Origin of the sequence: Scandinavium goeteborgense, assembly GCF_003935895.2 — a bacterium.
Lineage (GTDB): Bacteria > Pseudomonadota > Gammaproteobacteria > Enterobacterales > Enterobacteriaceae > Scandinavium > Scandinavium goeteborgense.
Window position 1 is genome coordinate 1,018,712 of the sequence record NZ_CP054058.1, and the last position, 14,205, is coordinate 1,032,916.

The following is a 14,205-nucleotide window of genomic DNA, read 5'->3' on the forward strand; positions in this document are numbered from 1 at the left end:
CCCCGGAAGCCGTGACCTCCGGGGCTGTTGTCGTCTAGCCAGTAATAATGTGGTTCTGCTGCATCAGCTCCGCGAGTGTGGTGTGGACGTTATCCAGGGTAATTAATGGGGTGGAGTTATAGGTGGAACCTGTGCCGTCACGGTCGACCGAAATCACCGTGTTAGCGCCGTTGGTGTTGACCTGCACGTAGTTCCCGAGCGTCGACGCCTGGTGATCCCAGCCGGTCAACAGTTCGCGCAGATCGATTTTGTCGCCCTGAGCGAGGTTAAAGTTGGTCCATTCGTCATTGCCGTTGCCCCCGGTTGCGTTGGCGCCGTTCAGCAGGTGATAAATCAACGTATCGCCATAGGCAGATCCGGTGAGGACGTCATGCTGATCGGTGCTGGCCATCTGCGGATTCATGTTGATGGTCAGGGTCGCGGTATCGGTGTGACCATTTTTATCATTCAGGGTGTAAGTGAAGGTCTCCTTGCTGGTCATCGACGACAGCGCCACGGCGTTGTTCAGGGTGTAGGTGTACGAGCCATCAAGATTAAATTGCAGTGCGCCGTATTTACCCAACACCGTGGCCGTGCTGGCACTGGCCGCCGGATCCAGCGTGGCGGTGCTGCTGCCCGCGCCGGTAATACTCAGGGTGGTATGCACGCTCGCCAACTGATCGGCGGCCCCGGCGGCCTCGCTGCCGTCAAAGATATTGCCGTGCACCGAACTGCTGCCGCTGGTTTCAAAGATATCCAGATGCGAGGTGGTGCCGGTTACGGTCGGGGTGATGGTGACGTTCCCGACCGCTAGCCCGCCGAGGTTACCGGTGAAGGAAACGGTGTAGTGCCCCGCATCCAGCTCCAGCCCGCTCAGCGGTACGGTCGCGCTCGCGGCCAGCAGGCCGATCGCGTTGATTGGGGTGGTGCCAGACTTAAGTACGTTGCCATTCTCAGAGATTGACCAGGTGACCGTCAGCGCGCCGAGTGAAACGAGCGACGTGACGTTGAAGGTCAGCGAGGAGTTCAGCAGCGCGTCATGGCCGGTGATATCAAAGCTACCGCTGCCGGAGCCTTTACTACCCAAGGTGAAGATGGTCGCCGACCCGAGTGCTCCACTGCTGTAGCCAATCGAATCCTGCGCCGCCGTTACCGCCATCACGGCGCTGGAATCGTTCACCGCATCCAGCGCGTGCGGCGTTGGCGTGATGTTCAGCGACGCGCGGTCGGTATCGCCATTCGCCGCTTTCACGGTGTAGACGAAGCTGTCCGGCGTTTTGATGCTATCGGCCCCGACGCCGCTTTTCAGGGCGTAGCTATAATTCCCTTTGGCATCAATGGTCAGCGTGCCGTACTGCCCGTTGATGGTGGTGGTGCCAGTGGCTGACACCGCCACGCCATTGACTTCGGTCAGCAGCGCCCCGGCAGGCAGCACATCGTTGCTCAGCACGTTCCCGGAGGTGCTGGCGGCGAGGCTGTCCACGGCATAGGTATGATCCTGCAATATGTTCAGGGTGTAACCGGTCAGCGCCGTGACGCCGCTGGCGGTATTCAACAGGAACACGTATTCGCCGCCCGGCAGCGTCAGGGTCAGCTGGCTCGACTGACCACCCAGCAGCGGCGCGTTCAGCCAGCCTTTTTGCACCTGATACTGCTCGTACTGCTGGGTCAGGTCGTTGAAGCGGTAGATGTAAAGGTCAAAGGTCGATGCCAGCGCCACGCCGCCGACCGACGATTGCAGCGTCATGGTGCGGGTGCTGCCGTCTTCCACATCAAATCGGATCGGGTTGCTCATGTTGGCGAGCACGTCGAGGTTCAGCACATTGCCCAGGCCGACGCCCACGACCGTAAAGCCCGACTGCGACGACGCACCGTTGTTGATTGCTTCCACGTTGGTGTTGAACACCAGCGCGGCGCTGTCATCGGCGGTGACCACCGAACTGGCTGCCGGAACCGGGCCGAGCGTTACGACCAACTGCGCTGAATCGCTGACGCCGTTGTGGGTGATGGTGTAGGTGAAACTCTCTTTGTGCCCCAGCACAGCCGCCGAGGTGTTCGTCAGGGTGTAGGTGTAGCTCCCGTCCTGATTGATATGCAGTGTGCCGTACAGCCCGACGATATTCGCCCCGCCCGCGCCGACCGTGGTCACGACACCGTTGGCGTCGGTAACCTGCGTAACCGTGGTGCCGGTTGGGGCGTTATCCAGCCCGCCGGTGGTATCGCGGTCGGTGATGACGTTGCCCGACTCGGTGGTTGGACCGCTGACCGATCCGGCGCTGGTTTTATGCACGTCCACATCAAGGCTGGTGTAAGACCCGGTCGCCAGCAGACTTGAGTTGTAGGTCAGGACGCGATATTGCCCGCCAGTGAGGCCGGTCAGACTCAGCGTTACGCCGCTGCCGGTCAGGGTCAGCAGGTTGGCGAAGTCTGGATTACTGGTGTTGATAAAGGTGGTCCACGAGCCGCTGGCGGTATCGAACCGCTGCACCACGATTTCCTGGGTGGACAGCAGAGACAGCACAATTCCGGTGGCGGCGGCATCGATAGTGACATCCCCGGAACCGCCGTCGGCGATGTTGAACGTCACCTGCGCGGTGTCATTCCCCAGTACCGATGCCACGTTCCCCAGCGCGCCGACCAGCAGCAGGCCGTAATCGGTCAGGTGCTCGGTGGTGGTGGTGGCCGTGGAGGTCAGCGCCAGGTTGGTGATGTTATCGCCCGCCGACAGCGGCAGCGTTGGCGCATTCACGGAGCCCTGGCCGGAGGTGTTCCCGGCGACATCGGTGGCGGTGGCGGTTAACAGTTGGCCTTCAATCTGACGAACCGGCAGGTTGAGGGTCCAGTTGCCGTCGCTGCCTGCGGTGGCGGTCAGGGTGCCTGCGTTATTCGGCAGGGTGATGGTGATGGTGCTGTTGGCCTCCGCTACCCCGCTGAGGGTGCTGCCGTCGGCGCTGATAGCAATCGTCGGCGCAGATGGCGCAGTGGTATCAATGTTAATGCTGGTGGATAACGAGGTCGCCCCCGTCCCGTTGGCGTTGGTGGCCGTGGCTGTAAAGGCGTGGCTGCCCTCGGTCATGTTGGCGGTTGGCGTGAAGCTCCATGTGCCGCTGCCATTGGCGGTGGTGGTACCGAGCAGGGTGCCGTTGTTGTAGATATTGACCGTCGCATTGGCCTGCGCCGTCCCGTTGAGGGTTGGCCGTGCGTCGTTGGTCAACTGTCCGTTGGCAATCACACCGGTGTAGCTGGCGACGTCGTCCACCACGCTGGTGATGGCCGGCGCATCCGGCACGCGGGTGTCCGGCGCGGTGAACGGCGAGGAGATCCCCACGTTACCCGCTCTATCCTGCGCAAAGGCCAGCAGCGCTTGTCCGCTGGTTTGGGCTGGCGAAAGTGTGACGGTAAACGCGCCGGTACCGTCAGCGGTGGCAGTACCCAGAACGGTCCCGGTGCTGTTGGTGATAGTCACGGTGCTGTTGGCTTCGGCGGTGCCGGTGATGCGCGTCCCGGTGCTGTTCGCCGCCAGGTTCGACGGTGCGCCAGGTGCCACGGTATCGACCACAATAGCCGCTGCCGTAGAGGTCGCGCTGAGGTTGCCCGCGGCATCGGTGGAGGTCACGGTGTAGCTGTGATTCCCCTGCGCCAGAGCCGCTGGTGGTGTCCAGGTCCAGGTGCCCGCTGGCGTCGCGGTGACGGTGGTGACCAGCGTGCCGTTGTCGTAAATCCTTACCGTGCTGTTAGCCTCCGCCGAACCGTTCAGCGTTGGCAGCGCATCGTTGGTTGGCTGGTTATTCCCCACCGCGCCCACGATATTCGGCACATCGTCCATGATGGTGGTGATAACCGGCGTCACTGGCGCAGTGGCATCGACCAGAATCACAAAGCCGCTGGTTGGCGGGCTGACGTTGCCGCCCGCATCAGTGGCGGTGACGGTCAGGGTGTGCGAGCCATCGGACAAGCCAGTACCCGGCGTGAAGCTCCAGGTGCCGCCGGTAGCCACGGTAGTACCGAGCAGGGTTGTGCCGTCATAAATGCTGACGGTGCTGCCCGTTTCCGCGGTACCAGTGAGGGTCGGTTTGTTGTCATTGCTGAGCTGGCCGCTGGTGAGTGCGCCCACTGCGCCGCCGGTGACATCGTCGGTCACCGTTTGCAGGACTGGCGCAACCGGCGCCGCGGTATCTATGGTGAAGCCAAAGCCTGCCGATGATGGGCTAACGTTGCCCGCCGCATCGGTGGATTTGGCGGTCAAGGTGTGCGGTCCATCGCCCAGCGTTGAGGTGGTGACAATCCAGTTGCCCAGCGCATCCGCGGTGGTGGTCCCGACCAGCGTGGTGCCATCGTAAATGTTCACTGTGGCACCCACTTCCGCCGTCCCGGTCAGGGTTGGCGTGCTGTCGTTGGTGGTCTGGCCGACCACAATCGGGCCAATCCCTGGGGTGACGTCATCGGCAAGCGAGGTGATCACCGGCGCCAGCGGTGCCAGTGAATCGACCACAAAGCTAAAGCTGTTGGATACCGGGCTGACGTTGCCCGCTGCATCGGTGGCGGTGACCGTCATGACGTGGCTACCCTGCGCCAGCGCGGTACCTGGGGTCCAGTTCCATGCGCCGTTACCGTCGGCAGTGACAGTAGTCACCAGATTACCGCCGTCATAAATTTTGACGGTGGCGTTGGCTTCACTGGTGCCGCTGATCGCCGGACGGGAATCGTCGGTCACGGCCCCGCTGGTCAGATTCCCGGTGACCGGGCCCTGATCGTCAAACACCGTGGTAATGCTCGGAATGGTGGGTACGCCGGTATCGACAGTAAAGCTGCGCACGTCTGATGCAGGCCCGGTATTGCCCGCCGCATCGGTGGCCGTGGCGGTGATGTTCCAGGTGCCGCTGGTCAGCGCGGTGGTCGGGGTAAAGGTCCAGTTTCCTGCCCCATTAACGATGGCTGTGCCGAGCACCGTTGCGCCGTTGTACAGCGTAATGGTCGAGCCAGCTTCCCCGGTCCCACTGATCGCCGGATGGGTTTCGTTGGTGCTGCCGTTGTTCGGCACCACGCCAATCACCGGGGCGGTGTTATCCGCCACCGAGGTGATAACCGGTGCGACAGGTGCGCTGGCATCCACGTTAACCGTGAAGCCGCCGGTGGCGGCGCTGATGTTACCCGCCGGATCGGTCTGATTGACGGTCAGCACATGAATGCCATTGGTCAGCGGCGTGGTTGGGGTGACGCTCCAGGCCCCGGTGCCATCAACCGTGGTACTGCCGACCAGTACGCCGTCAGAGAAGACTTTGATCGTCGCACCTGCTTCACCACGTCCGTTGAGGGTTGGGGTGGTGTCATTGGTCAGCTGGCCGTTAACCAGCGCCCCGGTGACGCCCGGCTGATCGTCGGTGACGGTCAGTAACGTTGGGATGGCCGGTGGCGCGGTATCGATAACAATCGGGAATGCGGCAGACGGTGCGCTGGTGTTGCCCGCCGCATCGGTGGCGGTGACGGTCAGGCTGTGGTTGCCTTCGGTCAGCGCGGTCGGAGACGGCAGGCTCCAGTTACCGTTCCCGTCCACAATGGCGGTGCCCAGCGGGTTGCCATTGTCATACACGGTAATGGTGCTGCCGATTTCCCCGGTTCCGCCGAGCAGCGGTTGGGTATCGTTGGTTGCGCCACCTGATGGGATCGCCACTGGCAGCGTGCCGTTGTCGTTTGCCACCGATCCGATCGTCGGGATGTTCGGGGCGATCGCGTCGATATTGAGCGTGAAGATCCCGGAAGCGGGTCCGGTGTTTCCGGCGGCATCCGTCGCGGTGACCGTGAAGTCATGCGAAATGCTCGTGAGATCGCTCGTTGGGGTAAAGCTCCAGGTACCGGTGCCGTTCACAGTAGCGGTGCCAATTTTCACCCCGTTATCGTAAACGGTGATGGTGGCGTTCGGTTCACCGCTCCCGTTCAGCGTTGGGCGCGTATCGTTGGTCAACTGACCGCTGTTAATGGTGCCCACGGTGGCCGGAACGTCGTCCGTCGCGTTGCTGATGGTCGGTGCCAGCGGCGCGGATAAATCGACGGTAATGGTCGTTGGCGCAGAAAGCCCGCCGGTACCCACGCCGTTAGTGGCCGAGACGGTAAAGCTGTGCGCCCCCTCCAGCAAGTCAGAAGGGAGGGTGAAGGTCCAGTTACCGCTGCCGTCAGCGACCACGTTGCCTGCTTCAATCGGATTGCCGTCGATGTAAATATGCACCGTGGCGTTGGCATCGGCGGTGCCGTTCAGGGTTGGCGTGGTGTCGTCGGTGCTGCCGCCAGTGGCGACCACGCCGACGACCGGGTTAACGTTATCGAGGATCTCGGTGATCACCGGCACATCCGGCAGGCCGGAGTTGGAGGCGGTGAAATCGACGCCTCCGCTCTGATTACCCGCCCGGTCCTGATCGATGGCAGTCAGCGTTTGTCCGCCGGTTTGCGCCGGTGAGAGGATGACGCTGAAGGCTCCGCCCGCATCCGCGACCGCCTGACCCACCACGTTCCCGTCTGCATTTTTGACGATGACCGTCGAGTTACCTTCTGCCGTGCCGGTCACGGTGGTGCCGTCCGGCGTGACCGCCAGGATGATTGGATCGGCTGGTGGATTGATATCCACGGTGATGACAATCGGTGCGGTAGGAGCCGTTTCCTCGGCCCCGTCTCGGGTGGTGAAGGTAAAGCTATGCTGCGTTTCCGTCAGCGGATCGACCGTCAGCGTCGGGGTCGGGAACGACCATTGTCCGTTGCTGACAACCGCCGTCCCCAATTCCACGCCGTTATCGTAGATAACCACGGTTGTGCCATTCTGAGCGGTCCCGGAGATCACCAGCGTCCGGTCATCGGTGTACATCCCGGTGGTTAAATCCCCTTGGATCACGCCAACGTTATCGGCGATGTGATCGACGACCGGCGGCAGCAGCACTGTGGTGTCGACGGTCAACGTGAACGACGAACTTCCGCTCGTGTTGCCTGCTTTGTCGGTGGCGACGGCGGTGAAGGTATAGGTGTTGTCAGTCAGGGTGCCGAGGGCCACAGACCAGTTGCCGGAGCTATCCGTCACGGCAGTCCCCACGAGGGTGGTGCCATTAAAGATGTTTACCGTGCTGCCGATCTCGGCGGTGCCGTGCAGCACTGGCGTGTTGTCATCGGTAACACCGCCGGTCGCGACCTGGACAGGCAGGCCGACGTCATCCTGCGCATAGCTGATAACCGGGGCGGCCGGTGCCTCGGTATCAATGGTGAAACTGACCGATGGCGAATGGGCACTGATGTTGCCGGCCGTATCCGTGGCGGTGGTGGAAATGACGTAGCTCGGCAGTGGCAGTGGGGAGCCAGGCGTCCAGCTCCAGTTGCCGCTCTCGTCGACAATCGCGGTGCCGAGCGGGTTAGTGTCATTACCGTTGTAAATCGAAATCGTGCTGCCGACTTCACCTTTGCCGCTGAAGGTCGGGGTGGTGTCGTTGGTGGAACCGTTATCGGCAACGTTACCGACCACTGGCAGGAAGTTGTCCGTCACCAGCGGGGCTGTCGGGATATCAGGTGCGGTGATGTCAATCTGTAGCGAGAAGCCGCCGGAGAGTGGGCTGGTGTTGCCCGCCTCATCCGTGGCGGTGGCAGTGATCACATGCAACCCTTCGCTCAGCCCGGTACCCGGTTGATAGCTCCAGGCGCCGTTGCCGTCAGTGGGCACCGTCGCGAGCAACGTGCCATTGTTGTACAGCGTGACGGTGGAATTAGGTTCGGCGTTACCGCTCAGTAAGGGTTCGGTCTCTTTGGTGGTGCTGCCGTTCGCCAGCACGATATCGCCGTTGCTGCCTTCGATGGTGGCAGACACGATAATTGGCGCATTCGGGGCCGTGGCATCCAAATCCAGCGTAAAGCTGGCCGGATCGCTCTCATTCCCTGCCGCATCGGTGGCGGTGGCGGTCAGGAGATGCGACGTATTGTCTGCCAGCGGCAGCGTCGGCGTGAATTCCCATTTGCCGTTATCATCCACCGTGGTCTGGCCGATGGCGGTGCCGTTGTCGTAAATCGTGATCACGGAGCCGATGTCACCGGTCCCGGTCATGTGCGGTTTGGTTTCATTGGTTAATTGCCCCGGATCGAGGGTATCGCCCCCGGCGGTGGTGACGCCGGTAAAACCAGGAATGCTCGGTGGGTCGGTGTCCAGGTTGACGGTCCATGCTGCCGAATCCACCGACGTGTTGCCGTAGTCATCGCTGGCGTTGACGGTCAACGCGTGGGCCGGTCCCGCCGTCGGGAGTGGGTCAGTAAAGGTGTAGCTCCAGGTGCCCGAAGGCGTTACGGCGATATTGGCAACAAATTCACCATTATCAAATAGATGCACAATCGAACCGGGCTGGGCGGTGCCGCTGACGGTTGGCGTGCTGTCATTGGTCAGACCCCCATTGGCAACCGGGCCGAGGATCCCCGCGGCATCGTCATTCACCAGGGTGATAGCCGGAACCTGTGGTGCGAGCGTGTCGACCAAAATGTTGAACGGCGCGGAGCTGCTGCTGTTCCCGCCAGCATCGGTGGATTTCACGACAAACTGATGGCTGCCTTCTCCCAGCGGGCTGCCTGGGGTAAAGCTCCAGTTGCCACTGCCGTCAATGTTCGCGTTGCCGAGCAGATTGCCGTTCTCATAGACCTGCACCGTGGAGCCTGCCTCAGCCTTGCCCGAGAGCGTTGGCTGGGAATCGTTGGTGGTGTCTCCGCTATTGATAGGCCCGACGATCCCCGTCACGTCGTCCATCACTTGCAGAATGGTTGGTGTCTCCGGAGCGGTGATGTCTGGCGCGTGAGCAATACCAGGCTGGCTGGTATTGTTCGACAAATCGGTCGCCGTCACCGACAAGGTTTCGCCATTATCTTGCGCCGGGGTGAGCGGCAGGGTGAAGTGGCCTGTTGGGTCCGCTTTCACGGTGCCAACCACGTTGCCATCTGGATCTTTCACAATCACCGTGCTGCCCGCTTCGGCATTACCCGTCAATTGGGTTCCGGTCTCGTTCACGACGAGGCCAGATGGCGCATCCGGCGCGGTAGTATCCGGTGCGATGACGCTTGCGGGCAGGCTTGGGTTAAGCGCTGCGTCGGTGGCGATGGCCAGTAAGCCCTCACCGTTGAGCTGCGGCGTGTCCAGCGTCGCCACAAAGTTTCCGCTGCCGTTGGTCGACCCGGTGCCGATAACGTTGCCGTTCCCGTCGGTGATGGTGATGGTGCTGTTCGGCTCAGCCTGGCCGGTGACGTGCAGACCATCCGGCGTGACCACCAGGCCGGTCGGCGGATTTGGCGCAGTGGTATCCGGCGCGTTGAAGGTTTCAGGCACCCCGATGTTAGCGGCTTTGTCGGTCACGCTAACCGTCAGCGATTCACCGTTGGCTTTCGGCGTGCTGAGGGTGATCGAGAATTTGCCGTCCTGATCGGCGGTGGCGGTCCCGAGCTGTGTGCCCAGGCTGTCTTTCACCACCACGGTGCTGCCCGCTTCGGTGATCCCGGTCAGCGTCTGGCCATGATCGACCACCGCCAGATCGCTCAACGTCGGCAGCACGGTATCGATATCAACCGTGAATGAAGTCGACGGACCGCTGGTGCCCTCGTTGTTAGTGGCGGTGGCGGTAAAGGCGTGATCGCCATCGGTCAACGGCAGCAGGGGGGTAAAGGTCCAGTTGCCATTACCATCGGCAATCACCGGTGGGAGTAGCAGGGTGCCGTTATCGCTGATATTGATGGTAGTGTTCGGTTCGGCTGTGCCGGTGAGCGTTGGCGTATTGTCGTTGGTGTCTCCGCCGTTGGCGATGTTTCCGATGGCGGGCGCGAGGTCATCGTTTACGGTAACGATGATCGGCTGAACCGGGAAGCCGGAGTCAGAGGCGGTGAAGTCGGTGGGTTGACCGACATTCCCGGCGGCATCCTGGATGCGCGCTTCCAGCGGCTGGCCCTGCGTTTGTGCCGGGTTGAGCGTGACGGTGAACTCGCCATTGCTGCCCACAACGACCGATCCCAGCAGGACGTTGTTACCGTCATAAATGGATACCGTGCTACCCGCTTCGGCGGTGCCGGTGATGGTCGCGCCGTTTTCTGCTACGTCGGTAATTTGGGCCGGATTCGGCGGTAAAGTATCTACGGTAAACGTTGGCGAGAGCGTATTACCGCTGACGTTCCCGGCCTGGTCGGTTTGGGTAATGACCAGTGTGTGCGGTCCATCAGCCAGCGGCTGAGAAGGGGTAAAGCTCCAGTTGCCGCTGGAATCTACAGTGGTGGTGCCCAGTTTGGTTTGACCATCGTAGACCGTGATGGTGTCGCCCACTTCCCCCTTGCCGTTGAGCGTGGGTCTGGCGTCATCGGTCACGGACCCACTTTGCAATGGACCAACAATCGTCTGGACATCATCGGTAACAGCGGAAAGCTGTGGCGCATCGGGCGCCACTGTATCGATGGTCAGCGTAAAGTGCGTGGATTCGATGCTGTGGCCTTTCAGGTTAAAGGCGATGGCGGTGAAGGAATGGAGGCCCTCAGCCAGGGCGGAACCAATCTGGAAACTCCAACTGCCGTCACTGCCCACCAGGGCGGTACCAATCTGATGGCCGTCCTGGAAAATATGAACCGTGCTGCCTGCGGTGCCAGTGCCTTTCAACAACGGCGTGTCGTCGTTCGTTATCTGATTATTGCTGAGGTTGGTTGGCACCGAGCCATGATCGTCAACCGCGCTGAGGATCACCGGCGTGTCGGGCAGATCGATGTTAGGGGCCGTGACACCCGCTCCCGGACCGGCATTACCTGCTTTATCGGTGGCGTTAACAGTCAGTTGCTCACCGCTAATCTGCGGGGTGTCGAGCGTAATGCTGAAGTGCCCGTCGCTGTTAGCGGTACCTTTCCCGATGACCTTCCCATTGGCATCTTTGACTTCGACGGTGCTGCCTGGCTCGGCATTACCGGTTAACGTGGTGCCGTCGGGTGATACGCCCAGATTAGTAGGTGCGGTCGGTGGAGTGGTGTCCGCGGTGCCGCCGCCATTGCCGTTGCCGCCATCACCGCCACCGCCGTTTCCATTGCCATCACCACCGCCATCACCACCGCCGTTTCCATTGCCATCACCGCCGCCATTACCGCCGCCGTTTCCATTGCCATCACCGCCGCCATCACCACCGCCGTTTCCATTGCCGTTGCCGGAATTGTCGTCGGAACCACCGCCACCTCCGCCACCACCGCTACCTGCTGCGATACCAATCCCCGCAGCAACGGCGACGCCGCCCAGAATCCAGGGCCAAATGGCACCGCCGTCGGAATCGCCTTCGCCCACCATGAAGGCGTCAAAGTTATCGATTTGCTGGAAATGAAGATCGGCACCGGTGTCCTGAACCCACCAGAGCGCACCGTGGCTGTCTTCAAGTACCAGGTGGTTTGCGCCTTGAGCGTTCTCTACGTAAAAATTGTGAACGGTAAAGGTTTCGCCCGAGTTGAGCTTGATGACCATATCCTGGCCAGATCGAGTGATAGAGGCGATATCCGAGCGCTCGAGCTGAAGCTTCACAATGGAAGGTGCAGTGAGGGTCACTTCAGAAGCTTGAACATTGCTGGAGACGCCAGTCAATTCGGAAATTATAGAAACAGGACGCATGGTTATCACTCCATTCAACGAAAGTGGTGGTACCGTTTTTACGAGCAAGGTTTCGATGCCGCACAATAAAACGTATTCATGCAGTTAATGCTTTAAAAGGGTTGGTCCTTACCCTAAATTTTGCGCGAGCGAATCCGTTGCTATTAAAAGCAGTGAATAAATATTGTGTGCGGCAGATGTGACGCGAAATATCCTGAGACGAAAACCCCTGTTTTTTATCGGCTTAATATTACTGTGTGTGCTGATCATGATATAGACAGGAACGAAAGAATGCGCAAATGAAGCACCGGTTAACTTTGCTTTAGTGAAAATGAACTTTTAGTACCTGGGACTGTAAGTCGCCTGGTCTGTTTGAGGCGGAGTATTGCGTGAGATGTGGGGCGGTTTAGGTTTAATCTATTGAAACATAGAGGATAGTTCTGCCGAAAATGAAATCGATTCTGAACGCCGGAAATTGATAATGGTTACCATTCCTTATGATTTGAACGGATGAAACTCGAGAGAAATACCTCTTTTTTGTTTTAAATATTCCCTGCTTATGCGATCCCGGTCCCTCTACGTGAGGCTGCGAATAATAGCGCTAATTAAGCTGCCCAAGGACTACATGATATATCATGAAGTTTCTAACGATATTAATGGCCTGGTGAATTATTCCCGGTGAGTAAATGTATTTCGGCTTTAATTAATGGTAGGCGGGGGAAAAATGGTGGTGCCAGACGAAAAAAGTCCCGTTAGCGTTATTCCACGCTTTCGGGACAGTTTCAGATGAAAGGAATTAGCGCCCGGCGTGTTTCATAATGCGGGCTTTGTCACGTGCCCATTCCTGATCTTTCAGGTCGGAGCGTTTGTCGTGCTGTTTCTTACCTTTCGCTACGCCGATTTTGACTTTACACCAGGCATTCTTCCAGTAGAGGGAGAGTGCAAGCACGGTGTAACCGTCGCGGTTAATCTGGCCGATGAGGGAATCCAGCTCGCGCTGATTCAGCAGCAGTTTACGGGTACGGGTTGGGTCGCAGACGTAGTGGCTTGACGCGACGGCCAGCGGCGTGAAGTTAGCACCAAACAGATAGGCTTCACCGTCACGCAGGATAACGTAGCTGTCGCTAATGTTGGCTTTACCTGCACGCAGAGATTTGACTTCCCAGCCCTGAAGGGCCAGTCCCGCTTCATACTCATCTTCGATAAAATATTCGTGGCGGGCGCGTTTATTCAGCGCGATAGTGGCTGATCCAGGTTTGTTAGATTTTTTCTTAGTCATAGTGTCCTGAAGTCATCTTTTTTGTACATTGCCTCAATCCTCCCGCGAGGCGCAATGGCGTATCTTAGCACGAGTTACGGTACAGCGTTTTTTTTAACAGGGGATAAATGATATTATTTGCGCGATGACAGTGAGTGGAAATAGCCATGCCCCAGATTAGTCGTACTGCGCTCGTGCCTTACAGCGCGGAACAGATGTACCAACTCGTGAACGATGTAGATGCGTATCCTGACTTTATCCCCGGTTGCACCGGGAGTCGCGTGCTGGAAGCCGGGCCATCGCAGATGACGGCGGCGGTTGACGTGTCGAAAGCGGGGATCAGTAAAACCTTTACTACCCGAAATACGCTGACCGATAACCAAAGCATTTTGATGCATCTGGTGGACGGCCCGTTCAAGAAATTGATCGGCGGTTGGAAGTTCACGCCGCTCAGCCAGGATGCCTGCAAAATCGAGTTTCACCTGGATTTTGAGTTCACCAATATGCTGATTGAAATGGCGTTTGGCCGCATCTTTAAAGAGCTGGCCTCCAACATGGTGCAGGCATTCACGCTGCGCGCCAAAGAGGTTTACAGTGTCGGCTAAACTCACGGTAGAAGTCGTTTACGCTTTGCCTGAAAAGCAGTATCTGCATAAGGTCTCGCTGGAAGAGGGCGCGACCGTTGAACAGGCCATTGTGGCCAGCGGCTTAATGCGGCTGCGTCCGGAAATCGACCTCACCAGCAACAAAGTGGGGGTCTGGAGTCGGGCGGTTAAATTGCAGGACGCGGTACACGATGGCGACCGGGTAGAAATTTATCGCCCGTTGATTGCCGACCCGAAAGTACTGCGGCGTCAGCGCGCCGAGAAATTTGCAAAATAAAAAAGCGCTCAATGAGCGCTTTTTTTTCGTCTGCGACAGGCTTAGTTGCCTGAAGTCAGAGCCGGTTTGTTATCGATGTTGGTCAGTACACCGCTGGTGTTGAAGGTCAGGGTCAGCGTCTGCTGAGTCACTTTCTCGTGGCCAGGTTCCTGACGGAACACGTAGAACCAGGTATTTGTTCCGAACGGATCGGACATCATTGGGGTACCCAGAGCGTAGGCGACCTGCTGTTGTGTCATGCCGACACGAATTTTTGCGACGTCGTTAGGTGCCAGATAGTTACCCTGGTTGATGTCAGGACGGTAAACCACTCGCTCCAGAGTGGAACAGCCTGCGGTCAACATCAGAGCAACCGCTGCGGCAGCAGTCAGCATTTTACAGCGCATAGTGATTTGATTCCTTTTCGGGCCAGAGCAGTTCACGGCTCAATTGTCATATGCCGATGATAATAGACCTTGCCTTACATTGAAACTGGTCTTACGGC

At 59.2% G+C, this 14,205-nt stretch carries 5 protein-coding genes; 2 read left to right on the top strand and 3 right to left on the bottom strand.

Annotation, left to right across the window (positions count from 1 at the left end):
* Positions 1–34: 34 nt before the first annotated feature.
* Together A8O29_RS05750 and smpB are read right to left on the bottom strand one after the other, a co-directional pair.
* A complete protein-coding gene (locus A8O29_RS05750) occupies positions 35–11,602 on the bottom strand; it encodes a BapA/Bap/LapF family large adhesin (protein ID WP_174081266.1) in 11,568 nt (3,855 codons plus the stop codon).
* 775 nt (positions 11,603–12,377) lie between these two features.
* A complete protein-coding gene (gene smpB / locus A8O29_RS05755) occupies positions 12,378–12,860 on the bottom strand; it encodes an SsrA-binding protein SmpB (RefSeq protein ID WP_110512046.1) in 483 nt (160 codons plus the stop codon).
* Positions 12,861–13,006: 146 nt separating this feature from the next.
* Between smpB and A8O29_RS05760 the strand changes: the two genes are divergently transcribed.
* Positions 13,007–13,444 carry a type II toxin-antitoxin system RatA family toxin gene (locus A8O29_RS05760; RefSeq protein ID WP_110512047.1) on the top strand — a complete coding sequence of 146 codons (438 nt, stop codon included), beginning with the start codon at positions 13,007–13,009 and terminating at the stop codon, positions 13,442–13,444.
* Positions 13,434–13,721, top strand: a complete 288-nt coding sequence (locus A8O29_RS05765) for an RnfH family protein (protein WP_125352756.1) — start codon at positions 13,434–13,436, stop codon at positions 13,719–13,721. The genes A8O29_RS05760 and A8O29_RS05765 overlap by 11 nt, the downstream gene beginning before the upstream one ends.
* Positions 13,722–13,762: 41 nt before the next feature.
* On the opposite strand, the gene bamE is transcribed toward A8O29_RS05765, so the two are convergent.
* Positions 13,763–14,107 (bottom strand): outer membrane protein assembly factor BamE, encoded by a 345-nt coding sequence (gene bamE / locus A8O29_RS05770; RefSeq protein WP_125352754.1) that lies wholly within the window; start codon positions 14,105–14,107, stop codon positions 13,763–13,765.
* Positions 14,108–14,205: the final 98 nt, after the last annotated feature.